This window comes from Paracoccaceae bacterium, assembly GCA_019454225.1.
Taxonomy (GTDB): Bacteria; Pseudomonadota; Alphaproteobacteria; order Rhodobacterales; family Rhodobacteraceae.
Map to the genome: position 1 here is coordinate 646,941 of CP075370.1, position 23,138 is coordinate 670,078.

Annotated in this window: 21 protein-coding genes; 10 read left to right on the top strand and 11 right to left on the bottom strand. The window is 68.3% G+C overall.

The window, feature by feature from the left end; genetic code table 11:
- Position 1 precedes the first annotated feature (1 nt).
- The 8 genes from fdhF to KF887_03175 all read right to left on the bottom strand — a co-directional run bounded on the left by fdhF (position 2) and on the right by KF887_03175 (position 8,196).
- Positions 2 to 2,896 carry a formate dehydrogenase subunit alpha gene (gene fdhF / locus KF887_03140; GenBank protein ID QYK42140.1) on the bottom strand — a complete coding sequence of 965 codons (2,895 nt, stop codon included), beginning with the start codon at positions 2,894 to 2,896 and terminating at the stop codon, positions 2 to 4.
- 4 nt (positions 2,897 to 2,900) lie between these two features.
- Positions 2,901 to 3,107 carry a DUF4287 domain-containing protein gene (locus tag KF887_03145; GenBank protein QYK42141.1) on the bottom strand — a complete coding sequence of 69 codons (207 nt, stop codon included), beginning with the start codon at positions 3,105 to 3,107 and terminating at the stop codon, positions 2,901 to 2,903.
- Positions 3,104 to 4,621, bottom strand: a complete 1,518-nt coding sequence (locus tag KF887_03150; GenBank protein QYK42142.1) for a formate dehydrogenase — start codon at positions 4,619 to 4,621, stop codon at positions 3,104 to 3,106. Before KF887_03150 ends, KF887_03145 begins: the two co-directional genes overlap by 4 nt.
- The gene (locus tag KF887_03155; protein QYK42143.1) at positions 4,618 to 5,094 is read right to left on the bottom strand and encodes a formate dehydrogenase subunit gamma; all 477 of its coding nucleotides are present in this window, start codon (positions 5,092 to 5,094) and stop codon (positions 4,618 to 4,620) included. The genes KF887_03150 and KF887_03155 overlap by 4 nt, the downstream gene beginning before the upstream one ends.
- Before the next feature lie 140 nt (positions 5,095 to 5,234).
- Positions 5,235 to 6,323, bottom strand: a complete 1,089-nt coding sequence (gene modC, locus KF887_03160; GenBank protein ID QYK42144.1) for a molybdenum ABC transporter ATP-binding protein — start codon at positions 6,321 to 6,323, stop codon at positions 5,235 to 5,237.
- Positions 6,320 to 7,018: a molybdate ABC transporter permease subunit gene (modB, locus tag KF887_03165; protein QYK42145.1), complete on the bottom strand. Its 699-nt coding sequence runs from the start codon at positions 7,016 to 7,018 to the stop codon at positions 6,320 to 6,322. The genes modC and modB overlap by 4 nt, the downstream gene beginning before the upstream one ends.
- A gap of 31 nt (positions 7,019 to 7,049) precedes the next feature.
- Positions 7,050 to 7,808, bottom strand: a complete 759-nt coding sequence (gene modA / locus KF887_03170; protein ID QYK42146.1) for a molybdate ABC transporter substrate-binding protein — start codon at positions 7,806 to 7,808, stop codon at positions 7,050 to 7,052.
- Positions 7,809 to 7,869: 61 nt separating this feature from the next.
- A complete protein-coding gene (locus tag KF887_03175) occupies positions 7,870 to 8,196 on the bottom strand; it encodes a LysR family transcriptional regulator (GenBank protein QYK43413.1) in 327 nt (108 codons plus the stop codon).
- A gap of 382 nt (positions 8,197 to 8,578) precedes the next feature.
- Here KF887_03175 and KF887_03180 point away from each other — a divergent pair, with 382 nt between their 5' ends.
- From KF887_03180 to KF887_03195, 4 genes are all read left to right on the top strand, one after another.
- Positions 8,579 to 10,528, top strand: coding sequence for an adenylate/guanylate cyclase domain-containing protein (locus KF887_03180; protein QYK42147.1), 1,950 nt, complete (start codon positions 8,579 to 8,581; stop codon positions 10,526 to 10,528).
- Positions 10,525 to 12,174 (top strand): alpha/beta-hydrolase family protein, encoded by a 1,650-nt coding sequence (locus KF887_03185; GenBank protein QYK42148.1) that lies wholly within the window; start codon positions 10,525 to 10,527, stop codon positions 12,172 to 12,174. The genes KF887_03180 and KF887_03185 overlap by 4 nt, the downstream gene beginning before the upstream one ends.
- 146 nt (positions 12,175 to 12,320) lie before the next feature.
- Positions 12,321 to 13,781 carry an amidohydrolase family protein gene (locus KF887_03190; GenBank protein ID QYK42149.1) on the top strand — a complete coding sequence of 487 codons (1,461 nt, stop codon included), beginning with the start codon at positions 12,321 to 12,323 and terminating at the stop codon, positions 13,779 to 13,781.
- A 38-nt stretch (positions 13,782 to 13,819) separates the two neighbouring features.
- The gene (locus KF887_03195; protein ID QYK43414.1) at positions 13,820 to 14,587 is read left to right on the top strand and encodes a hypothetical protein; all 768 of its coding nucleotides are present in this window, start codon (positions 13,820 to 13,822) and stop codon (positions 14,585 to 14,587) included.
- An 8-nt stretch (positions 14,588 to 14,595) separates the two neighbouring features.
- On the opposite strand, the gene KF887_03200 is transcribed toward KF887_03195, so the two are convergent.
- From KF887_03200 to KF887_03210, 3 genes are all read right to left on the bottom strand, one after another.
- Positions 14,596 to 15,723 carry a Gfo/Idh/MocA family oxidoreductase gene (locus KF887_03200; protein QYK43415.1) on the bottom strand — a complete coding sequence of 376 codons (1,128 nt, stop codon included), beginning with the start codon at positions 15,721 to 15,723 and terminating at the stop codon, positions 14,596 to 14,598.
- 83 nt (positions 15,724 to 15,806) lie between these two features.
- Positions 15,807 to 16,121 (bottom strand): Rieske 2Fe-2S domain-containing protein, encoded by a 315-nt coding sequence (locus KF887_03205; protein ID QYK42150.1) that lies wholly within the window; start codon positions 16,119 to 16,121, stop codon positions 15,807 to 15,809.
- Between the two features lie 10 nt (positions 16,122 to 16,131).
- The gene (locus KF887_03210) at positions 16,132 to 17,208 is read right to left on the bottom strand and encodes a fatty acid desaturase family protein (GenBank protein ID QYK42151.1); all 1,077 of its coding nucleotides are present in this window, start codon (positions 17,206 to 17,208) and stop codon (positions 16,132 to 16,134) included.
- 192 nt (positions 17,209 to 17,400) lie between these two features.
- Between KF887_03210 and KF887_03215 the strand changes: the two genes are divergently transcribed.
- From KF887_03215 to KF887_03240, 6 genes are all read left to right on the top strand, one after another.
- A complete protein-coding gene (locus KF887_03215; GenBank protein ID QYK42152.1) occupies positions 17,401 to 18,432 on the top strand; it encodes a LacI family DNA-binding transcriptional regulator in 1,032 nt (343 codons plus the stop codon).
- A 128-nt stretch (positions 18,433 to 18,560) separates the two neighbouring features.
- Positions 18,561 to 19,379, top strand: a complete 819-nt coding sequence (locus KF887_03220) for a TIM barrel protein (GenBank protein ID QYK42153.1) — start codon at positions 18,561 to 18,563, stop codon at positions 19,377 to 19,379.
- Between the two features lie 87 nt (positions 19,380 to 19,466).
- Positions 19,467 to 20,408 (top strand): substrate-binding domain-containing protein, encoded by a 942-nt coding sequence (locus tag KF887_03225; protein QYK42154.1) that lies wholly within the window; start codon positions 19,467 to 19,469, stop codon positions 20,406 to 20,408.
- 99 nt (positions 20,409 to 20,507) lie between these two features.
- Complete coding sequence (locus KF887_03230; protein ID QYK42155.1) at positions 20,508 to 21,581, top strand: ABC transporter permease; 1,074 nt, start codon at positions 20,508 to 20,510, stop codon at positions 21,579 to 21,581.
- Positions 21,582 to 21,592: 11 nt separating this feature from the next.
- Positions 21,593 to 22,363, top strand: coding sequence for a sugar ABC transporter ATP-binding protein (locus KF887_03235; GenBank protein ID QYK42156.1), 771 nt, complete (start codon positions 21,593 to 21,595; stop codon positions 22,361 to 22,363).
- Positions 22,360 to 23,130 (top strand): SDR family oxidoreductase, encoded by a 771-nt coding sequence (locus tag KF887_03240; protein ID QYK42157.1) that lies wholly within the window; start codon positions 22,360 to 22,362, stop codon positions 23,128 to 23,130. The genes KF887_03235 and KF887_03240 overlap by 4 nt, the downstream gene beginning before the upstream one ends.
- Positions 23,131 to 23,138 lie beyond the last annotated feature (8 nt).

A 23,138-nucleotide genomic window follows, 5' to 3' on the forward strand; every position in this document is an offset into this window, starting at 1 on the left:
GTCACTCCGCCGCCGACAGGATGCGGCGCGACCGTGCCGCCTGGGCGTTGTACTCCTCCTGCCATTCGCTCGGCCCGTTCGACGGGCTGACCTGCACCGCTGTCACCTTGTATTCCGGGCAGTTGGTCGCCCAATCCGAATAGTCGGTGGTGATCACGTTGGCCTGCGTGTCGGGGTGATGGAACGTCGTATAGACGATGCCGGGGCTGACCCGGTCGGTCAGGGTCGCGCGCAGCGTGGTTTCCCCCGACCGGCTGGCCAGCCGCACCCAGTCACCTTCCTTGATGCCCCGCATCTCGGCGTCATGGGGATGCACCTCCAGCACGTCCTCGGCATGCCAGACCACATTGGCGGTGCGACGGGTCTGGGCGCCGACGTTGTACTGCGACAGGATCCGCCCGGTGGTCAGCAGCAGTGGAAAGCGCGGCCCGGTCCGCTCGTCCGTGGCCACGTATTCGGTGACGATGAACCGCCCCTTGCCGCGAACGAACCCATCGATGTGCATCAATGGCGTGCCTTCGGGATGCGTCTCGTTGCAGGGCCACTGCACCGATCCCAGCTCCTCGAGCCGCTCGTAGCTGACCCCCGCGAACGAGGGTGTCGTGGCCGCGATCTCGTCCATGATCTGCGCGGGGTGGGTATAGTGCCAGTCGGCCCCCATCGCATTGGCCAGCATCTGGGTGATTTCCCAGTCCGCATAGCCGTTGCGCGGCGCCATCACCTTGCGCACCCGGTTGATGCGGCGCTCGGCGTTGGTGAAGGTGCCGTCCTTCTCCAGGAACGTGGAACCCGGCAGGAACACGTGGGCGTAGTTCGCCGTCTCGTTCAGGAACAGGTCGTGGACGATGACGCATTCCATTGCGGCCAGACCGGCGGCGACATGCCTGGTGTCGGGATCGGATTGCAGGATGTCCTCGCCCTGGCAATACAGGCCCTTGAAGGTGCCGCTGACCGCGGCATCCAGCATGTTGGGAATGCGAAGGCCCGGCTCTGGGTCGATCTCGACACCCCAGGCCCGTTCGAACAGGGCCCTTACCTCGGGCAGCTTGACGTGCCGGTAGCCCGGCAGCTCGTGCGGGAACGACCCCATGTCGCACGACCCCTGCACGTTGTTCTGCCCGCGCAGCGGGTTCACGCCCACGCCCTTGCGGCCGATATTGCCGGTCAGCATCGCAAGGTTGGCGATCGCCATGACGGTGGTGGACCCCTGGCTGTGCTCGGTCACGCCCAGCCCGTAGTAGATCGCGCCGTTGCCGCCCGTCGCGTAAAGCCGCGCCGCCTTGCGCAATTCCTCGGCGGGAACGCCGGTGAGCATCTCGGTCGCCTCGGGGCTGTTGCGCTCCTGCGAGACGAACTCGGCATAATGCTGGAACTCGTCCCAGTCGCAGCGGGTGCGGATGAACGTTTCGTCCATCAGACCCTCGGTCACGATCACATGCGCCATCGCGGTGACGACCGCGACATTGGTGCCGGGCCGCAGCGCCAGATGGTGCGCGGCCTTGTAGTGCGGGCCTTCCACCGTTTCCGTCCGGCGCGGGTCGATGACGATCAGCCTGGCACCCTGCCGCAGCCGCTTCTTCAGGCGGCTGGCAAAGACCGGGTGGCCCGCATGCGGGTTCGCCCCGATCACCACGGCAACGTCGCATTCCTCGACCGAGTCGAAGTCCTGCGTTCCGGCCGAGGTGCCGAAGGTCTGGCCAAGCCCGTATCCGGTGGGCGAATGGCAGACGCGGGCGCAGGTGTCGGTGTTGTTGTTGCCGAATACAGCCCGGGTCAGCTTCTGGACCAGATAGGTCTCCTCGTTGGTGCAGCGGCTCGAGGTGATGACCCCGACCGACTTGCGCCCGTATTTCTGCTGCAATCCGCGCATCCGGTCCGCCGCGAAGCGCAGCGCCTCATCCCAGCCCACCACGCGCCAGGGCTCGTCGATGCTGTCGCGGATCATCGGGTTCAGGATGCGGTCGGAATGCTGGGCATAGCCATAGGCAAACCGGCCCTTGACGCAGGAATGGCCACGGTTGGCCTTGCCATGCTTGTAGGGCACCATCCGCACCAGCTTGTCGCCGTTCAGTTCCGCCTTGAACGAACAGCCCACGCCGCAATAGGCGCAGGTGGTGATGACAGACCGGTTCGGCGTGCCCAGTTCGATCACGCTCTTCTCGCTCAGCGTCGCGGTCGGGCAGGCCTGCACGCAGGCGCCGCAACTCACGCAGTCGGACGCCAGCGCGTCATCCGTCCTGGCCCCGAACGACACCCGGCTGTCGAAGCCCCGCCCCTCGATCGTCAGCGCAAAGGTGCCCTGAACCTCTTCGCAGGCCCGCACGCAGCGGCTGCAGACGATGCACTTGGCGGGGTCATAGGCAAAGTAGGGATTGCTGTCGTCCTTCGGCAGCCACTGGCGGTTGGCCTCGCCGCTGGTGTCGCGGCGGGCGAAGTGATTGGCCATGCCCTGCCCTTCGGGTGCCGCATAGCGCACGTCGCGCAGGCCGACGGCGCCCGCCATGTCCTGCAGCTCGCAGTCGCCATTGGCGGCACAGGTCAGGCAGTCCAGCGGGTGGTCCGAGATGTAAAGCTCCATCACCCCCTTGCGGATCTTGCGCACCTTGTCCGACTGGGTGTGCACGACCATCCCCGGCGCAACCGGGGTGGTGCAGGACGCAGGCGTGCCGCGCCGCCCCTCGATCTCGACCACGCACAGCCGGCACGAACCGAAGGCCTCCACACTGTCCGTCGCGCAGAGCTTGGGGATCGAAAGGCCGGCAAGCGCCGCAGCGCGCATGACGCTGGTTCCGTCGGGAACCGTCACCTCGAACCCGTCGATGCGCAGCGTCACGGGCGGACCATGCCGGGCCGGGGTGCCAAGATCGCGGTCGTCGGGCAGGATGAAGTCCTTCATGGTTTCAGTCCTTCTGCGCAAGTGCATGCGCCACAAGCGCGTTTGCATGGCCATGGCCCAGGCCGTGTTCGGCCTTCAGCCATGACACGATGTCCATGTGTTTCGCGCCCGCGCGTGCGGCGATCAGGCCCAGCCAATGCGCAACGGGCTTGCCATAGGTCTTTTCTATCGACGGAAAGTAGGAAGCGGGGCCCTTCACCTTGTCGGTCATTCGGCAGCCTCCCGCAGGGTCGAGAAATCGTCGGGGAAATGCGTCAGCGCCGACATCACCGGAAAGGGCGTGAACCCGCCCAGCGCGCAAAGCGAACCATCCCTCATCGTCTCGCACAGGTCGGTCAGCACCGGAATCGCGGCGCCATCGCCCTGCGCGATCCTGTCGATGGTCTCGACCCCGCGCACCGCGCCGATCCGGCAGGGCGTGCACTTGCCGCAGCTTTCGATGGCGCAGAACTCCATCGCGAACCGGGCCATGCGCAGCATGTCGGCGGTGTCGTCGAACACCACGAGGCCCGCATGACCGATCAGCCCGCCCTGGCGGTCGAACTCCTCATAGCCCAGCGGCGTGTCGAATTTCGACACCGGCATGTAGGCGCCCAGCGGGCCGCCCACCTGCACCGCCTTGACAGGCCGACCGCTGGCCGTGCCGCCCGCAATGCCGTTCACCACCTCGCCCAGCGACATGCCGAACGCGGTCTCGAACAGGCCGCCCTGGCGCACGTTGCCCGCGATCTGCAGCGTCACGGTTCCCCGGGACCGGCCGACGCCAAGGTCGGCATAGGCCAGTGCGCCGCGTTCGAAGATCACCGGAACGGTCGCAAGGCTGATGACGTTGTTCACCACCGTGGGCTTGCCCAGAAAGCCCTCCAGCGCGGGCAACGGCGGCTTGGCGCGCACGATGCCGCGCTTGCCCTCCAGCGAATTCAGCAGCGACGTCTCCTCGCCGCAGACATAGGCCCCCGCCCCCTTGCGGATCTCCATATCGAAGGCCCGCCCCGAGCCGAGCACATCCGCCCCCAGCACCCCGGCGCTGCGGGCAATCTCGACCGCATGCGCCATCACGCGGATCGCGTCGGGATACTCCGACCGCAGATAGACATAACCCTTGGTCGCGCCGACCCCGAGGCCAGCGATGGCCATCCCCTCGATCAGGCTGAAGGGATCGCCCTCCATGATCATCCGGTCGGCGAAGGTGCCGCTGTCGCCCTCGTCGGCGTTGCAGACGATGTATTTCCGGTCGGCCTTCGCCTCGGCCACCGTCTTCCACTTGATGCCGGTGGGAAAGCCCGCGCCACCCCGGCCGCGCAGGCCCGAGGCGGTGACTTCGGCCACGATCCCGGCCCCCGTCATGCCGATCGCCCGCCGCAGCCCGGCAAGGCCGCCATGCGCCTGATAGTCGGCCAGCGACAGCGGGTCGATCACCCCGCAGCGGGCAAAGGTCAGGCGCGTCTGGCGCGCGAAGAACGCGATGTCCTCGACCCGGCCGTGGCCGGGCAGGGTGCCGTCCAGCAGGGCGGGCACATCCGCCGGGGTCACCGGCCCGAACGCCTCGCGCCCGGCCCCCCGGTCGATTTCGACCAGCGGCTCAAGCCAGATCATGCCGCGCGTGCCGTTCCGGACGATCTCGATCTCGATGCCCCGCCGCGCCGCCTCGGCCAGGATTGCCCGCACGACATCATCGGCGCCAACCGCCTTCGCCGCACTGTCGCCGGGAACATAGATCCTCATGCCCCCGCCTCCGCCAGAAGCGCCGACATCCGCGCCTCGTCCACCCGGCCCACGACACGGTCATCCAGCATCGCCGCAGGCCCGCAGGCGCACAGGCCAAGGCAATAGACCGGCTCGATCGTCACGGCTCCGTTCGCCGTCGTGCCGTGCCAGTCAAGCCCGAGCTTCTTCAGCGTCGCCTCGGCCAGCGCGGTCGCGCCGACCGCCTGACATGCCTCGGCACGGCAGATCCGAAGCACATGGCGCCCGGCCGGATGCTCGCGGAAATCGTGATAAAAGGTAATGACGCCATGCAGTTCCGCCTTCGAGATGTTCAGCGCCTCGACGATCACCGGCGCGGCGGCGGATGGAATGCAGCCATAGGCATCCTGCAGCGCATGAAGGATCGGCAGCAGCGCCCCCTCCAGATGCAGGTGGGCGCCGACGATCTCGCGGATCTCGCTGCTTGACGGGGCTGGCGCAGACGCCGACATGGCTTGCCTCTCTCAAGTGACATATCGACAAAGACGGTCTCGACCATAAAAAATCAATATCGAATTTCCGTCTTTCGATAGGAGATGGCTATCGAAAATCCAGCCGCAGCCAGTCGGTTCCGGCGCGCAACGGCGCGCGGCTATCCCGGGGCGCCGACATTCTCCTGCGCCACGGAAACGGCCTTCAGGACGGCAAAGACCGGTCGGCCGGGCGCCAGTTCAAGCGCGACAGCGGACCGGCGCGTGATGCGGGCAAGCAGGGTGTCGCCCCCCGCGTCCAGACGCACCAGCGCGCCCGGGCCATCACCCATCCGGATGTCCCGCACCGTGGCGGGCAGGATGTTCAGGGCCGAGATGCCTTCGGGCCGCGCGGTCGCCAGCATCACGTCCTGCGCCAGGATTCGCACACGCAGGCGTGTCCCGACCGGGCCGGCCACGCGCGGCAGCCACAGCGGGCCGGCAGCGCTCTGCAGCCGGGTCAGCCCGTCCTCGTCCTGCGCGATCACCCTGGCCATCAGGATCGCGCCCGCCTCACGCAGGCCAAGGCCGGGGGCGGCCGACGGATCCGACAGGATGTCGGCGGCCGGACCGGCGGCCGTGACACGGCCCGCCTCCATCAGCACCACCGTCGTGGCCAGCCGGGCGACCTCTGACATGGCATGGCTGACATAGAGGATCGGCAGGTGCAGCTCATCCCGCAGCCGCTCCAGATAGGGCAGGATTTCGGCCTTGCGCGCCTCGTCCAGCGATGCCAGCGGCTCGTCCAGCGCCAGCAGCCGCGGGTTCGACAGGATGGCACGGCCAATGGCGACCCGCTGCCTTTCGCCACCCGACAGCGCACCGGGGCGGCGCGACAGCAGCGGGCCGATGCCCAGCAGCCCGACGATGCGGTCAAGGTCGACGCCCGGCCCCCGGGGTGCGAACCATCGGCCGTAGAGCAGGTTCTGCCGCACCGTCAGATGCGGAAAAAGCCGCGCGTCCTGAAAGACATATCCGATGCGGCGGCGATGTGGCGGCAGGTCTGTCCCCGCCGCGGTGTCCAGAAGCACCACGTCATCGGCGGCAATCAGGCCCCGGTCGGGGCGCAGAAGCCCAGCCACCGCATTGATGACAGAGGTCTTGCCCGAGCCGGAACGCCCGAACAGCACGGTTGCCCCGGCGGGCGCCTCGAAAGCCACATCCAGCGCAAAGCCCGCAAAGCGATGCTGAAGCGTGACCCGCAGCGTCATGTGCCGGAAATCCTGCGCGCGACGGCCCGTCCGACCCATTCCGACAGCAGAAGCGCCGCCATGGCGATGATGATGGCGATCCAGACCAGCCGCGCTGCGTTTCCCTCACCCCCCGGCACCTGCAGGAACGCATAGATTGCCGAAGGCAGGGTCTGTGTCTGGCCGGGGATGTTGGACACGAAGGTGATCGTCGCGCCGAATTCTCCCATCGCCTTGGCAAAGGCCAGGATCGCCCCCGCGACGATCCCGGGCAGGATCAGCGGCAGCGTCACCGTGGCAAAGACCCAGGGCCGGGACGCGCCCAGCGTGCCCGCCGCCAGTTCCAGCTTCGGGTCCACCGCCTCGATCGCCAGCCGCATCGCCCGCACCATCAGCGGAAAGGCCATCACCCCGGCTGCCAGCGCCGCACCGGTCCAGCGGAAGGCAAGGACGATGCCGAACCACTGGTCCAGATACTGGCCCACGGTGCCCCGGCGCCCGAAGGTCATCAGCAGCAGATAGCCCGTCACCACCGGCGGCAGGATCAGCGGCAGATGCACGATGCCGTTCAGCACCTGCTTGCCCCAGAAGTTCCACCGCGCCAGCGCATAGGCGACAAGAAGACCCAGCGGCAGGCTGACCACCGTCGCCCAGAACGACACGCGCAGCGAAAGCGCCACGGCGCGCCATTCTTCGGGGGAAAGCCAGTCCGTCATTCAGCCTCGGAAAGATGTCGGTCCGACCGGATCAGTCGAGGATCGCAAAGCCCTGCCCGGCGAACCTGGCATCGCCCATATCAGACATCAGGGCCTCGTAGAACGCCCTGTCCGCCGCATCCGCCGCGCCGGTCAGCAGCGCGCCGGGATAGACGATGGGCGGGTGGCTTCCGGCGGGGAAGGTGGCTACCACGGTCACGTTGTCATCGGCCACGGCATCCGTGGCATAGACGATGCCGAACGGCGCCTCACCGGCCGACACCAGCGTCAGCGCCGCGCGCACGTTCTCCGACTGCGCGACCTTCGGTTCCACGGCACCCCAGATGCCGAGGGACTCCAGCGCGGCCTTGCCGTACTGGCCCGCCGGCACGGCGTCCACCATCGCCATCGACAGCTTGCCGTCCCCCAGAAGCCCGGCCAGGTCAAAGCCCGGCCCGATCCCGACCGGGGTCGCATCCTTGCCGTGGGCAACCAGTACCAGCGTGTTGCCGAACATGTCCCTGCGGGTGCCATCCATGACCAGCCCGGCCTTCTCGACCTCGTCCATCCAGTTGACGGCGGCCGAGACGAAGATGTCGGCCGGGGCGCCCGCGATGATCTGCCGGGCCAGCGCATTCGATCCGCCATAGCTGATCACCACGGAATGCCCCGTGGCCGCCTGGAAATCCGCCGCCACGGCATCCAGCGCGGTCTTCATGGACGCGGCGGCGAACACCACCACCTCGTCGGCGACGGCCGGAGCGGCAAGCGACAGGGCAATCGCGGCGCCAAGGGGGACGCAGTGGGACATGATTCCTCCACCCGATATGGTTCAGGAAACATATCACGCAGGGGAAAAGGCGAGGCAAGCGTTATTTTCCTGCGGGAATATCCGCCTTGGCCGCCGGGCGCAGCATCGCCTCCAGCGTGTCGATCTCGGCCGCGGCGGCCGCCATCGCCTGCGCGACCACCCGATGATACAGCCGCAGCACCTCGGCTCCTGCAACGGTCAGCCGCGCCCCGCCTCCGCCGGGTCCGCCGCGGGAACTGCTGACCAGCGGTTCGCGGAACGCCGCGTTCATCTCCTCGACCAGCATCCAGGCCCGCTTGTAGCTCATCTCCATCTGCCGCCCCGCCGCCGAGATCGAGCCTGTATCCCGGATCCGCTCCAGCAGTTCCGCCTTGCCCGGGCCCAGCATCGCATCGTTGAACATGATGCGCAGCTTCAGATGGGTCATGGCCGGACTCCCTTCGACAGCTTCCGTCCGGCGCAAGACCCCGCCGGCCCTGCCCAAGGACAGCCCGCCCCCCGCCAAAGGTCAAGACCGGCGCCGCGCGCCCCTTTTCCGGTCCGGACGCCCCGCTGCGCCCGATGCTGTTTCCACGACAGGGGTTTCATGGGAAAGGAGGATGTCAGGCGTCTTGTGACTCGGGCGCCCACGGGCAACAGTCCCGAAGGGCCCGCTTCGGATGTGGATGGTTCATGCTTGTCAGACACATGTCTCGGACTCCGCAATCCGCCCGTTCGGGGGGCGCGTTTCCGTCCCGGCCGCGCCCGGGCCGCAGACCCGGAATCGCCTGATGCCGGAACCGCACCCCCCCGAGGAACGGGCCGGCTGGAACTCGTCGCTTCGGGTCCTGCTGGCCACGACCACAGTCGCGCTGATCCTCGTCGTCTCGACGGCACTGGTCAGCCTTGGCTTCATGCGCGCCCGCGACGTGGCAATCGCCGATGCCGAAACCAGCATGCGGGTCTTTTCGGCGCGCCTCGTCGCGCGGTTCGAGGGGGCGGCGGAACCCACCGTCGCCGCGCTTGGCCTGATCACCTCGGTGCCCAACGCCTTCCTGTCGCCCCCGCCTGCCCGGACGGCCGACAAGTCGCGCATGCTGCGCGGCATCATGGATCGCGCGCCCTACCTGGAGGGCGTCTATGCCGGTTATCCCGACGGTTCGTTCTTTCATGTCGTCAACCTGCGCGGGCAGGGGTGGCGCGCGGCGCTTGCCGCACCCGAGGCCGCGACTTTCGCAATCCGCAGCATCCAGGTCACGGGCGGCGCACCGGTCGAATCCGTGACGTTCCATGACGCATCCGGGGCGACGATCGGCCGGACAGGTCCGGCAGAGGTCGATTTCGATCCGCGGACCCGGCCCTGGTATCAGGCGGCCGCCACCGTCGAGTCCGCCGTGACCACCGGGCCCTACCGGATGGCCACCACCGACAGGATCGGAATGACCGTCGCGCGCCGCCACAGCGCCGGCACCGGTGTCGTGATCGGCGCCGACATCATCCTCGACACCATCGTCGACTTCCTGTCCGCAGAACGTCTGACGCCCGGAACGGTCGCCTTCATCGTCAACCGCGACGGCCTTCCGCTGATCCATTCGAACAGCGACCTGACGGCACGGCTGCTGGCGCAGGCCGAGACCGGCGGTGCCCCGCGCGCCAGCGGCGACCCGATCCTCGACGCCTTCGCGACGCTCGACAACGCAACCGACACGGCCCGACTGGTCAGGGCGGGCGGACAACAATTCGTGGTCATGGCCGCGCCGATGGGAACCCGCGCGATGCTGGCGGGCCATCGGATCGTCGTCGCCGCCCCGCTGCGTGAACTGACGGCCGAGGCCCGCCGGGCCGCCGCCGTGGGGCTGCTGGTCGCGGCGGCGGTCGTGCTGGCCGCGGTCATGGTCGCGCTGCTGGTGTCGCGGCTGATCACGCAATCGCTCGACCGGCTCACCGGCGGGGCCGAGCGGCTGCGCACACTCGACTTCGTGACGCCGATCGACGTGCAGTCGCGAATCCGCGAGATCGGGACACTCGGGCGCGCGATGAACGGCGCGCGCGACGCGATCAACTCCTTCGCGCTCTACGTGCCGCGCGAATTCGTGCGCAAGGGGCTGGAAACGGGCCACTTCACCGGGCGCGAGGCCGCGCGGCAAGAGGTTACGGCCCTCTTCACCGACATCTACGACTTCACCACCATCAGCGAGGCGCATCCCCCCGAACAGGTCGTCGCCATGCTGTCGGACTATTTCGACATCCTCGACGAAGCGGTGAAGGCGCATCACGGTTCCATCATCCAGTTCCTCGGCGACTCGATCTTTGCCATGTGGAACGCGCCGGTCCCCGATCCCGACCATGCCGAAAACGCCTGCCGCGCGGCGCTGCTGGCCCAGGAACGGCTGGCCGCGTTCAACGCGGCGCAATCCGCCCGCGGCCTGCCCGCGTTCCGCACCCGGTTCGGCATCCACTGCGGGCTGGCCGTGGTCGGCAGCGTCGGCGCGCGCGAACGGCTGCAATACACCGCCATGGGCGACACGATCAACGTCGCCTCGCGGCTGGAGGGCATGAACAAGACCTACGGAACCACCATCCTGGCCAGCTCCACGGTCGTCGAACGCTGCGGCGGGCGCATCGCCTTCCGCCCCCTCGGCACCGCCATGGCCAAGGGACGCCAGGTGTCTCTGGACATCCACGAGGTCACCGGCGCCGCGCCGCCACCGCAGACCCCCCCGGGCGGAGACCCGCAATGACCGCCGCGCGCCGGTGGCTGCGCTGGCCGTCCCTCACCGCGCCGGGCCTGCTGCTGGGTGCGCTGTTCTTCACCGCATCGCTGACCCCCAGCCTGGTCCCGCGCCCCACGGCCGTGCAGGGCGCGCTCTCGGGGCTCAGCCTTGCGGCGGGCTATGGCATCGGGCTGGTCCTGCGGCAGATATGGCAGGCGCTGCGGCTGCCCGTGCCGGCCGGCCGGCTGCGCCTGTGGCTGCTCTCGGCTGCGGGCCTGTTCTGCGCCGCCGTGGTGGCGATCGCCCTGTGGAAGGCCTCCGGCTGGCAGAACACGCTCCGGGCCCTGATGGACCTGCCGCCGGTCGACACCGGACGCCCCGCGACGGTGGCCGCCATCGCGCTGGCCGTCTTTGCGGCGGTCGTCCTGCTGGGCAACCTCGTGCTGGCCACCGGACGGGCGATGTCGGCCCGCCTCGGCCGCGTGCTGCCCGGGCCGCAGGCCGCGGTCATTGCCATCGTGCTCACGGCGGTCCTGTTCTGGAACATCGGCAACGGCGTCCTTGTCAGCGGCGCGATGCGCGCGATGGATGCCAGCTACCGCCAGTATGACGCGCTGTTCGAGGACGCCAGCCCCCGGCCCGTCGACCGGCTCAAGACCGGCGGCCCCGGATCGCTGCTGGAATGGGAGGGGCTGGGCCGCGCCGGGCGCGAGATGGTCGCCGCCGGACCCGACAGCGCCACCATCGCCGCGATCACCGGGCGCCCGGCGGTGGAGCCACTGCGCGTCTATGTCGGGCTGAACTCCGCGCCCGATCCGCAGGCCCGCGCCGCCCTCGCGCTGGCCGAGATGATCCGCATCGGTGCCTTCTCGCGCGGCACCGTGGTGATCACCACGCCCACCGGCACAGGCTGGATCGACCCGGAAAGCCAGGCCGCGCTGGAATACCTGACGGGCGGCGACGTGGCGACGGTGTCGGTCCAGTATTCCTATCTCGCCAGCTGGATCGCCCTGCTGGCCGATCCCGACTACGGGGTCGAGACCGCGCGGGCGGTCTTTTCCGCCGTCTACGGCCACTGGCGCGACCTGCCGCGCGACAGCCGGCCGCGCCTCTACCTGCACGGGCTCAGCCTCGGCGCGCTCAACACCGATCTCAGCCACGATCTGGTGCAGGTGATCTCCGATCCCTATGACGGTGCGCTGCTCTCGGGGCCGCCGTTCAACAGCCCCGGCTGGCTGGCCGCGACGCGGGCGCGCAACCCCGGCAGCCCCGCATGGCTGCCGACGTTCCGCGACGGTTCCGTGATCCGCTTCACCGCGCAGGAAAACCGGCTGGGCGATGCCGCCGCCCCCTGGGGCAGCTTCCGCATCGTCTATCTGCAATATGCCAGCGACGCCGTGGTGTTCTTCGATCCCGGCGCGATCTGGCGGCCACCCGCCTGGCTGGCCGGTCCGCGCGGTCCCGACGTGTCGCCCGATGTCGTCTGGATCCCGGTGGTGACCTTCCTGCAACTCGGCGTCGACATCATGATGGCGGTGCAGCCGCCGCTGGGGCATGGGCACCTCTATGCCTTCCCGCACTATGTCGATGCCTGGGCCGGTCTGCTCGACCCCCCGGGCTGGACCCCGGCCGCCCTTGCCGCGCTCAAGGATCGCGTGGCGCAGGCGCGATAGCCGTCCGCAGCGGGCAGGATCGCCGCCAAAATAAGATGCACGGCCACTGTGGACTTTCGGCATGGCCGATCTAGCCTCCAGGTTGAACAGAGCGATACCGGCCGCAATCGGGGGCCACCCCGCGGGCCTCGACAGCGGAGAAGATCATGTGCTTTGCCTGTGACGCCCGCGCCGCCGCGATTGCCGGTCTTGATCCATGCCTCTGCGGGTCGCCTGCAACCTTCGCCGCCTACAGGCGCCTGGAAACCGACCTTCGGCGGCGAGAGTTCATGGGCGGCGTCGCGGCCGTGCTGGGCATGTTCGCAGGCTTCGGCCTCGCCCCGCGCGAGGTCCGGGCACAGACGCCCGGGCGCCCTCTGCTGCTGACCAACCTGCGCCTGTTCGACGGCACCACCCGCGCCCTTCAGGAAGGCCGCGACATCCTGGTCGAGGGCGAACGCATCTCGGCGCTGCCGCCCGTCGGCCAGGGCCCGCAGGATGCGGAACGCATCGACTGCGGCGGGCGCAGCGTGATCCCCGGCCTGATCGACACCCACGCCCATGCCACGCTGGCGGGCGTGACCGAACTTGCCGCGCTGGCCGGTGACGTGGGCTTTGTCCATCTGGTGTCCGGCCAGATCGCCAACGCCATGCTGATGCAGGGCTTCACCACCATCCGCGATGTCGGCGGCCCGGCCTTCGGGCTGAAACTGGCCATCGACCGCGGCCTGGTGGCCGGCCCGCGCATCTTCCCCTCGGGCGCGATGGTGGGCCAGACGTCCGGCCATGGCGATTTCAGGTTCCTCAGCGACCTGCCGCGCATGCCCACATCGCTGCCGCACCGCACCGAAAGCGAAGGCGTGGCGGTCATCGCCGATGGCGTGCCCGAGGTGCTGCGCCGCACCCGCGAACAGCTCATGAAGGGCGCAAGCCAGATCAAGATCATGGCGGGCGGTGGCGTGTCGTCGCTCTACGATCCGCTGGATACCGTGCAATACACCGCTGACGAGATGCGCGCCGCGGTGCAGGCCGCGGCCGACTGGGGCACCTATGTCTGCGCCCATGTCTATACCGACACCGGCATCCGCCGCTGCATCGAGACCGGCGTGAAATGCATCGAGCACGGACAGCTTGCGGGCGAGGAAACGGTCCGCATGATCTCCGACAGCGGCACCTGGTGGTCGATCCAGCCCTTCCTGGCGGACGAGGATGCAAACCCCAAATCCGACCCGGTCCAGCGCGCCAAGCAGCAAGAGGTGGCGGTGGGCACCGAGCGGGCCTTCGAACTGGCGCGGAAATACCCCGTCCGCATGTCATTCGGCACCGACACGCTGTTCAACGCCGAAGGCACCCGCAAGATGGGGCGCCAGCTCAACAAGTTCTCGCGCTTCATGTCGGCGCTGGATGCCCTGCACCTGGCCACCGGCGCGGCGGGCGACCTGCTGGCGCTGTCCGGTCCGCGCGCGCCCTATGACGGCGCGCTGGGCGTGATCGCCCCGGGTGCCTTTGCCGATCTTCTGGTGCTCGACGGCGACCTGACCGCGAACCTCGACCCGATCGAGAACCACGCCACCGACATGCGGCTGATCATGAAGGGCGGCCGGATCTTCAAGGAACAACTGGCATGAAGGGCTTGGCGATGATGCGCGCATTCGCAAGGGCACTGATGACGGCGGCCGTTCTGGCGGCCGCTCCGGCCATGGCAACGGCCGGTGGCCCCGCGACCGTCACGGTCGAACCCGATGTCGTGGTCGCGCAACCCGCGCCCGCCCCGAAATGGCAGGTGCAGGTCATGCCCTATGTCTGGGCCTCGGGCATGACGGGCAGCATCCGCCCCTTCACCGGGGCGCCGACCGTGTCCTTCTCGAAATCCTTCTCCGACACGCTGGAGGATCTCGACGCCGCCTTCTTCCTGTCGGCCAGCGCGCAGCGCGATCGCTGGGTGCTTCTGGGCGACTTCAGCCGTGTCGTGACCTCGCGCGCGGGCACGGTGCCCGGTGGCCTGCCCGCCGAGGGCGGGCTGAAACAGACCACCCTGACCCTCGCGGGCGGCTACAAGGCGGTTGTCGGCCCGACCTACAGCGTCGACGTGTTCGCCGGGTTCCGCGCCTTCTGGCTCGGGGCCGACGTGACCGTCGCGGGCGGCGCGGTCAGCGCCTCGCCGCGCCGGAACTTCGTCGATCCCATCATCGGCCTGCGGGCCAGCGCGATGCTGGCCCCCCGCTGGTCCGGCATGCTCTATGCCGACGTCGGCGGCTTCGGCGTCGGAACGGAATCGACCGTCGTGCTGTCCGGCCTGCTGAACTATCACGTCAGCGAACGCGTCACCGTCTCGGGCGGCTACCGCACGATGTGGATCGACTACGACGATCGCGGCACGCTGGCCGATGTGACGCTCGGCGGGCCGATCCTGGGGGTCAGCTGGCGCTTCTGACGGCCTGCCTACATCTCGTCCAGCCGTATCCGGCGCCCCTCGCGCGCTGACCGGGCGATGGCGTGGATCGCGGTCTCGATCTCCAGCCCCGCCGCGAAATCCACGGCCGGCCGCGTGCCCTGCGCGATGGCCCGCAGGAACCCCGCCAGCTCGATCAGCTTCAGGTCGTTGACGCCCAGCTGATGCCCCGGCGCCGGGCAGAAGGCGCCGTAGGGCGGATGCTCCGGCGCGGTCAGGATCGTGGCAAAGCCCTGCGTCGCCTTCTCCCCCCGGTTCCGGAACAGGCGCAGCTCGTTCATCCGCTCCTGGTCGAAGATCACCATCCCCTCGGTGCCATGCACCTCGAACCCCAGCCGGTTCTTCCGCCCCCAGGCGCTGCGCGAGGCGGTCATCACCCCCTTCACCCCCGAGGCAAAGCGCAGCAGCGCCGATGCTGCGTCCTCGTTCTCGACCGCCGCCTCGCCCGCCCCACCCGGCAGCGGCCGGGTGCGGTGGATCGTCTCGATCTCGCCCACCAGGCTCTCGATCGGCCCGGCAATCCCCGTCAGCAGGCTGACCAGATGGCAGCCGATGTCGCCCAGCGCCCCCAGCCCCGCCTCGTCGATCCGCGCGCGCCAGGTCCAGGGCAGCGCCGGGTCGGCCTGGTAATCCTCGTCCACCCAGCCCCGGATGTGGACGATCCGGCCGATCTCGCCCCCGGCCACCAGGCGGCAGGCATGGGCAAAGGCCGGGTTGGCGATGTAGTTGTATCCAAGCTGCGTGCAGCACCCCGCGGCCTGCGCCGCCGCCGCCATCGCGCGGGCATCCTCCAGCGTCAGCGCCATCGGCTTCTCGCACCACACATGCTTGCCCGCCGCCAGCGCCGCCTCGGCCATCTCGCGGTGCAGCCCGTTCGGCGTGGTGATGCTGACCACGTCCACCGCCGGGTCGGCCACCAGGTCGCGCCAGTCCGCCGTGGCGCGGGCAAAGCCGAACTGCCCCGCCATCTGGCGCGCGCGCGTCTCCGGCACGTCGGCCAGCACCGCCAGCCGCGCGGCCGGCACATCGCCCATCACCGCCCGCACGTTCCGCCAGGCCAGGGCATGCGCCTTGCCCATGAACCCCGTGCCGATCAGCCCGACCCCGATCTCGTCCATCCGCCGTCCCCCCATGATCCGCCCCCGCCGCCGTCGCGACGGGTCGCGCCCGGCCCCCGCGCCGCAGATACCCCCCGCAACCGTCAGCCGATGTCGATGAACACCCGGCCGCCCTCCACCTTCACCGGCCAGACCTTCAGGTTCACACACACCGGCGACCGCTTCGCCTCGCCCGTGCGATAGTCGAACTGGCCGTTGTGCTTGGGGCATTCGATCAGATGGCCCAGCACCAGCCCGTCGCACAGATGCACCTGCTCATGCGTGCACAACCCGTCGGTCGCATAGAACCTGCCTTCGGGCGAATGGTAAATGGCATAGCTGTGCCCCGCATGGTCGAAGCGGATCAGATCCTCCGCGTCGATATCCTCGGTGGCGCAGGCGTCGATCCACTGGGTCATGTCATCCTCCTCATCCGGCGTTGCCGGCAAGCGTGGCGTGAAACTCCGGGCGATAGGGCTGTGCGGTCGGCGGCAGGTCGCGCAGGACGAAATGATCCTCGTTGCGCAACTGGCGCCGCAGCGCAGGCCACATCTCGGCAAATCCCGCCCGGATCGACGGGCTGGGCGCCGGCAGGTCGTGCCGGATGCGCGCATGCAGGTCGGGCAGGCGGTGATAGGGCACCATCGGGAACATGTGATGCTCGACGTGATAGTTCATGTTCCAATAGATGAACCGGCTGACCGGGTTCATCAGCACGGTGCGGCTGTTCAGCCGGTGGTCGGTCACGTTGTCGGCCAGCCCGCCATGCTGCAAGAGGCCCGTCATCACGTGATGCCACGCGCCGTAAAGCCGGGGCAGCCCGATCACCATCAGCGGCAGGATCGACCCCATGGCCCAGGCCAGGGCAAGCGTGGCGGCATAGACCGCCACCCAGATCCGCGCGACGCGGACCACCCCGGGCTGTTCGGCTGGCGGAATGAACGTCGCCTCCTCGGGGTCAAGGCGTCCGGTCGCGTTCAGGGCCATCCGTGCCCATCCGTTCCAGGCATCGACCAGCCCCAGGAAATTGGCGATCAGCCGGATGAACTCCGGCGGCCGCATCACCGCGATTTCCGGGTCGCGCCCGACGATGACCGTATCGGTGTGGTGGCGGGCATGGCTCCACCGCCAGGTCACCGGATTGCGCACCATGCAGAAGCTGGCGACCTGATACAGCGCGTTGTTCATCCAGGCCGTCCGGAAGGCGGTGCCATGCCCGCACTCGTGCCAGCGGCTGTCCATCGCGCTGCCGTACAGCACGCCATAGGCCAGCCAGAACGGCGCCGACCACCACGACGGCCACAGCGCGATGCCCAGCCCCGCAAAGGCCGCCATGCAGCCGAACAGTATCGCGGTGTCGCGGATCGCCGGCCGGTCCTCGCGCGCCATCAGCGCCTTCATTTCCTTCCGGGGCACGTCGGAATGATACCAGGCGGCGGCCGCCAGTCCGGTTTCCAGGGCGCGTCGCGCATCGCGGCCCAGCAGGCTGTAGTCGCGCTTTCCCATCGCTCTCTCCTCCCGGCGCGGCGGCCCGTGTCGGTACGGATGCCAGACGCATGCCATACGCGTGCCAGACAGATGCCAGACAGCGAATCCGATATCCCCGACCGGCATTCCGGACCAATACGGTGCTTGCATAACCTCTCATAAACCATCACGATTGGTCTACTTTGTGATGTGTTTTCGTCAGGCTCTCGCATGTCTCGTCGTCCCACCATCCAGGATGTCGCGCGTCAGGCGGGGGTATCCACCGCCACCGTCGACCGCGTGCTGAACGCCCGCGAAAAGGTGCGCGAGGATACCGCGCGCCGGGTCTACGAGGCGGCGCGCGACCTTGGCTATCACGCCGCCCCCCTGATCGGGCAGCGCGTGCAGGGCGAACTTCCGCGCCTGCGGCTGGGGGTGGTGTTGCACAAGGAACGGCAGGCGTTCTATCAGACGTTCAAGGCCGAGATCGAGCGCGCCGTGGCCGCCGCCACGCATCTGCGCGCCTCTGCGGCCATTGAATTCGCGACCTCGCAAAGCCCTGCGGATTTCGCCGCCCTGATCGACGGCCTGGCCGGGCGCGTCGACGCCATCGCCGCCACTGCCGTGACCCACCCCGAGGTGACCGAGGCGGTGATGCGCGCCAATGCGCGGGGCATTCCCTGCTTTGCCCTGCTGAACGATTTCGCGCAGGGGGTGCGGCAGAACTATCTCGGGCTGAACAACATGAAGATCGGCCGCATCGCCGCGCACATGATCGCGCAGACGATGCACCAGCCGGGAAAGATCGCCGTTTTCGTCGGGGGTTACCGCTGGCACGGGCACGAGCTGCGCGAAACCGGCTTTCGCAGCTATTTCCGCGAATACGCGCCGCAGTTTCACGTGATCGACACGCTGGTGAACCTTGAGACGCGGCAACTGACCTATGAGGCCACGCTCGACCTGCTGGGCCGCCACCCCGAACTTCGCGGCATCTATTGCGCCGGTGGCGGCATGGAAGGCGCCATCGCCGCGCTCTGCGAGGTGCGCGAGCCCGGACAGGTGTCGCTGGTGGTCAACGAGCTTACCCCGGAAAGCCGCGCGGCGCTGATCTCGCGCTATGTGACGATGGTGATCTCCACCCCGCTGCCCCGGCTCTGCGCCGATCTGGTGGCGCTGGCCGCCCGCGCCGTGGCCGAGGGCATCACCCCCGTGCAAGGCCAGCATTTCCTGTCGCCCGACCTCTACCTGCCCGAGTCGGTATGATGGATTTTCATCGGCGCGGTCACTGATTTCGTCAGGAATGATGCAAAACACCTGACCCTTCGTCGCAGTGGTTGACGGAATCACCTCCCCCTCCCAAGGTCCGCCCCGACGCCCCCGGGGACCACGACATGACAGCGTTTGCCCTGAACCACATGACAGTCGCCCCCCAAGGTTTCGCCGCGACAATCGATCTCGCGGCTGCGCTGGGATGTGTGGGGGTCGAGTTGCGCAACGACCTTCCGCAACCGCTGTTCGATGGCATGAGCCCTGCCACGGCGGGTGCGATGCTGCGGGAGCGTCGCCTGCGGCTGCTGGCTCTGGCCGAGGTCAAGCGGTTCAACGACTGGTCGGCCGACAAGGCGGACGAGGCGCTGGCACTGATGCGGACGGCGCGCGCCGCAGGGGCCGAGGCGGTCAGCCTGATCCCGCGCAACGACGGGCAGGGCATGGGGAACGGCGAGCGCCAGGCGGCGTTGCGACTGGCGCTGAAGGCGCTGAAACCGATGCTCGAGGACCATGACCTGATCGGCTTGATCGAACCGTTGGGCTTCGAGGTCTGCGCGCTGCGCCACAAGTCCGAGGCCGTTGATGCCATCGAGGCGCTGGGCGTTCGGGGCCGGTTCCGGCTGGTCCATGACACCTTTCATCACACGCTGGCCGGGGACGGAGCGTTCTTTCCCGAGCACACCGGCATCGTCCATGTCTCGGGCGTGACCGACCCTGCGGTGGCCGTGGGATCAATGCGCGATCCGCATCGCGTGCTTGTCGACGCGGCCGACCGCCTGGGCAACATCGACCAGATCGCGGCCCTGCAGGCACTGGGCTGGACCGGCCCGATCAGTTTCGAGGCGTTCTCGCCCGAGGTTCACGCCGCAACCGACCCGAAGCGCGACCTCGCCGCCTCCATCCAGTTCATCCGCGACGGCCTGGCCCGCAAGGCGGCCTGACGCGCAGATGAGTCCGGGGTCCAGGGAAGAGGGGGCCCCTCCGGCACGATCACGGATGCGCCGGACATCCGCACAGGGAGAGAGAGAATGAAAAAGATCCTATTGGCCGCCAGCCTGGCCGGTCTGATGACGACCACCGCGATGGCCCAGAACGTCGGCGTCAGCATGGCGCTGTTCGACGACAACTTCCTGACCGTGCTGCGCAACGGCATCCAGGCCCATGCCGATGCCACCGGGGTCAGCGTGCAGATCGAGGATGCGCAGAACGACGTCGCGCGCCAGTTGGACCAGATCAACAACTTCATCGCCTCGGGCGTCGACGCGATCATCGTGAACCCGGTCGACACCTCGGCCACGCAGGCCATGTCGGACGCGGCGGCGGCCGGCGGCGTGCCGCTGGTCTATGTGAACCGGCAGCCAATCAACGTCGACAGCCTGCCCGACAATCAGGCCTTCGTCGCCTCGAACGAGATCGAGTCCGGCACCCTGGCAGCCTTCGAGGCCTGCAAGCTGCTGCGCGCGGCGGGCAAGGCTGGCGGCGCGCGCGGCTACATCATCATGGGCGAGCTGTCGAACCAGGCCGCCATTCAGCGGACGAAGGACGTGGATGACGTGGTCGGCATCGACATGTGCAACTTCATCACCATCGTGGACCGGCAGACCTCGAACTGGTCGCGCGACACGGCGCAGAACCTGATGACCAACTGGCTGTCCACCGGCGAACCCTTCGACGTGGTCTTTGCCAACAACGACGAGAGCGCGATTGGCGCCATCCAGGCAATGAAGGCGGCGGGCATGGACATGGCCGATGTCGTGGTGGTCGGCGTCGATGCCACGCAGGATGCGCTGGTGGCGATGCAGGCCGGCGATCTGGATGCGACCGCGTTCCAGAACGCGGCAGGCCAGGGGTCGGGCGCGCTCGACGCGGCGGTTAAGCTGTCGAAGGGCGAGGCGGTGGAGCAGAAGGTCTACATTCCCTTTGAACTCGTGACGCCGGCCAACATCGGCGACTATCTCGCCAAGAACTGACCGGACGACGGGTTGCACCGGGGGCGGCGCGCCGCGCCGCCCCCAGGGTCGCGCATGTGCGGCGCGAGACGCGGACCACGCAGGGGGGGGACGGATTCCATGGCAAGAACAGCGCAGGGCATCGGGGGCCTGACCTATGATCCGGCACGACGGGCGAGGCCGCCCGAACTGAACGTGTTCATCGCACTGGTCCTGATCACCGCGGCCTTCGAACTGTTCGGGCGCATCTTCATGGGCGACAGTTTCCTGTTTAACACCCGACCCAACGTGGACGCGATCTTCAACTGGGCGCGTCTGAACATCATCATCCTGCAGGTCGCGATCATCGGCATCATCGCGATCGGGGTGACGCAGGTGATCATCACCGGCGGCATCGACCTGTCGTCGGGTTCGATCGTCGGGGCCACGGCGATGATCTCGATGAGCTTTGCGCAGACCGCCATCGTCAACGGCAACCCGAACCCAAAGGCGATCTTCGGCGACTGGGCGATGGACCTGCCGGTGATCGCGCCGGTGCTGGTTGGCCTGGGATGCGGCATGGCGATGGGGTTCATCAACGGCGCGCTGGTGGCCTGGACCCGGATCCCGCCCTTCATCGCCACGCTGGGGATGATGGTGTTCGCGCGCGGCCTGTCACGCTGGTGGTCGAACGGACAGCCGGTGTCCTTTCCGACCGAGGGCTATGCCGCCATCGGCAAGGGCATGACCCCGGTGCTGATCTTCGTGGCGCTGGCGGTCCTGTTCCACCTGATCCTGCGCTACACGCTCTATGGCAAGCACACCTATGCCATCGGATCGAACGAGGATGCGGCACGGATGTCGGGGATCAAGGTCGCCCGGCACAAGGTGCTGGTCTACACCATCGCCGGGATGCTGGCGGCACTGGCGGCCGTGGTGCTGTCGTCGAAGAACCTGACGGCTCAGGCCGGCATGGGAGTGATGTACGAACTGGATGCCATCGCCATGGCGGTGATCGGCGGGGTGTCGCTGCAGGGCGGGCGCGGTTCGATCCTGGGGACGGTGCTGGGGGCGTTGATCTTTGGCGTGATCATCTCGGGTTTCACCTTCCTGCGCCTCGACGCCTATTACCAGGAGATGGTCAAGGGCGTGATCATCGTGGGTGCGGTGGTGCTGGACCAGTGGCGGCAACGCCGCAGCGCGGCACGGGGCTGAGGAGGGAAACCATGTCGGACATCGTTCTGGAAACCCGCGACCTGACCAAGCACTATGGTGGCGTGCACGCGCTGACCGGAGCCGATTTCGTGCTGCGGCGTGGAGAGCATGTCGCCATCATGGGCGACAACGGCGCCGGAAAATCGACCTTCGTGCGGCAGATCACCGGTGTGGAACAGCCGACCCGCGGCGAGATCATCTTTCGCGGCCAGCCTGTCGCCTTCAAGGGGCCGCTCGATGCCCGCGAGGCCGGTATCGAGACCGTGTTCCAGACGCTTGCGCTTGCCGACCATCTGGATGTGGCCGACAACCTGTTCCTGGGGCGGGAAAAACTGCTGTTCCGACTGGGGCCGTTCTCGATTCTCGACTACCGGGGGATGCGCGAGGCCACGCTGAAGGCGCTGGAAAAGACCGGCGTGAAGATTCCGAACATCCACAACCCGATCGAGCGCATGTCGGGCGGCCAGCGGCAGTGCGTTGCGATTGCGCGCACCGCCACCTTCCACTCCAAGCTGACGATCATGGACGAACCGACCGCCGCCCTCGGCGTGCAGGAAACCGCGCAGGTCGAGAACATCGTGCGGAACCTCAAGGAGCAGGGCGAGCCCCTGATCCTGATCAGCCACAACATGCGGCAGGTGTTCGATCTGGTGGACCGGATCGTGGTGTTCCGGCGCGGGCGGATCGTGGCCAACCTGCGCAAGGAGGACACCGACGGTCAGGACGTGGTGGCCTATATCACCGGTGCCAAGACCGGCGCCGAGTACGAGGGCGCAGCGTGACAGCGGTCCATGCCCCGACCCACGCCCTGATCCTGGGCGGCACGCAGGGCCTTGGCCTTGCCATCGCCTCCGAACTGATGGCACAGGGCTGCACGCGGCTGGTGCTGGCGGCACGCGACCCGGACCGGGGCCGCGCGGCGTCGGATGGTCTGGGGGTGCCGTTCGTGCGGGTCGATCTGGGCGATGCGCAGGACGTCACCGCCTGCGTGGACCGCGCCGCAGCCCTGATGGGGCGGGTCGATGCGCTGGTCGTCGCGGGGGCCTCGACCGAGCGCGGGTCGATCCTCGACACCTCGCCTGCGGCCTTCGATGCGATGATGGCGGCCAACGCACGGGGGCCGTTCTTTGCGATCCAACGCACCGCGCAGTTGGCGCGGGCCGCAGGACATCCGGCCAGCATCGTCACGATCCTGTCGATGGTGGTGCATTGCGGGCAGAGCTTTCTTGCACCCTACGCCGCGTCGAAGGCGGCATTGGCCAACATCACGAAGAACGCAGCCAACGCGCTGCGCCATGACCGGATCAGGGTCAACGGCATCAACTGCGGCTGGATGGACACGCCGGGCGAGGATGCGGTGCAGCGGCGCCACCACGGGGCGGATGATGGCTGGCTTGCCGCCGCCGAGGCACGCCAACCCTTCGGAATGCTGGTCAAGCCCGTGCATGTTGCGGGGCTTGCTGCCTACTTGCTGGGGCCGCAATCCGGTGTGATGACGGGCGCCGTTGTCGACTTTGACCAGAATGTCTCCGGGGCCTACCCCGAGTGAGGAAAGAA

Excerpts from the sequence above, each read along its gene's own strand:
- fdhF (QYK42140.1), bottom strand. The coding sequence starts at position 2,896 with ATGAAGGACTTCATCCTGCCCGACGACCGCGATCTTGGCACCCCGGCC.
- KF887_03145 (QYK42141.1), bottom strand. The coding sequence starts at position 3,107 with ATGACCGACAAGGTGAAGGGCCCCGCTTCCTACTTTCCGTCGATAGAA.
- KF887_03150 (QYK42142.1), bottom strand. The coding sequence starts at position 4,621 with ATGAGGATCTATGTTCCCGGCGACAGTGCGGCGAAGGCGGTTGGCGCC.
- KF887_03155 (QYK42143.1), bottom strand. The coding sequence starts at position 5,094 with ATGTCGGCGTCTGCGCCAGCCCCGTCAAGCAGCGAGATCCGCGAGATC.
- modC (QYK42144.1), bottom strand. The coding sequence starts at position 6,323 with ATGACGCTGCGGGTCACGCTTCAGCATCGCTTTGCGGGCTTTGCGCTG.
- modB (QYK42145.1), bottom strand. The coding sequence starts at position 7,018 with ATGACGGACTGGCTTTCCCCCGAAGAATGGCGCGCCGTGGCGCTTTCG.
- modA (QYK42146.1), bottom strand. The coding sequence starts at position 7,808 with ATGTCCCACTGCGTCCCCCTTGGCGCCGCGATTGCCCTGTCGCTTGCC.
- KF887_03175 (QYK43413.1), bottom strand. The coding sequence starts at position 8,196 with ATGCTGGGCCCGGGCAAGGCGGAACTGCTGGAGCGGATCCGGGATACA.
- KF887_03180 (QYK42147.1), top strand. The coding sequence starts at position 8,579 with ATGCCGGAACCGCACCCCCCCGAGGAACGGGCCGGCTGGAACTCGTCG.
- KF887_03185 (QYK42148.1), top strand. The coding sequence starts at position 10,525 with ATGACCGCCGCGCGCCGGTGGCTGCGCTGGCCGTCCCTCACCGCGCCG.
- KF887_03190 (QYK42149.1), top strand. The coding sequence starts at position 12,321 with ATGTGCTTTGCCTGTGACGCCCGCGCCGCCGCGATTGCCGGTCTTGAT.
- KF887_03195 (QYK43414.1), top strand. The coding sequence starts at position 13,820 with ATGACGGCGGCCGTTCTGGCGGCCGCTCCGGCCATGGCAACGGCCGGT.
- KF887_03200 (QYK43415.1), bottom strand. The coding sequence starts at position 15,723 with ATGGACGAGATCGGGGTCGGGCTGATCGGCACGGGGTTCATGGGCAAG.
- KF887_03205 (QYK42150.1), bottom strand. The coding sequence starts at position 16,121 with ATGACCCAGTGGATCGACGCCTGCGCCACCGAGGATATCGACGCGGAG.
- KF887_03210 (QYK42151.1), bottom strand. The coding sequence starts at position 17,208 with ATGGGAAAGCGCGACTACAGCCTGCTGGGCCGCGATGCGCGACGCGCC.
- KF887_03215 (QYK42152.1), top strand. The coding sequence starts at position 17,401 with ATGTCTCGTCGTCCCACCATCCAGGATGTCGCGCGTCAGGCGGGGGTA.
- KF887_03220 (QYK42153.1), top strand. The coding sequence starts at position 18,561 with ATGACAGCGTTTGCCCTGAACCACATGACAGTCGCCCCCCAAGGTTTC.
- KF887_03225 (QYK42154.1), top strand. The coding sequence starts at position 19,467 with ATGAAAAAGATCCTATTGGCCGCCAGCCTGGCCGGTCTGATGACGACC.
- KF887_03230 (QYK42155.1), top strand. The coding sequence starts at position 20,508 with ATGGCAAGAACAGCGCAGGGCATCGGGGGCCTGACCTATGATCCGGCA.
- KF887_03235 (QYK42156.1), top strand. The coding sequence starts at position 21,593 with ATGTCGGACATCGTTCTGGAAACCCGCGACCTGACCAAGCACTATGGT.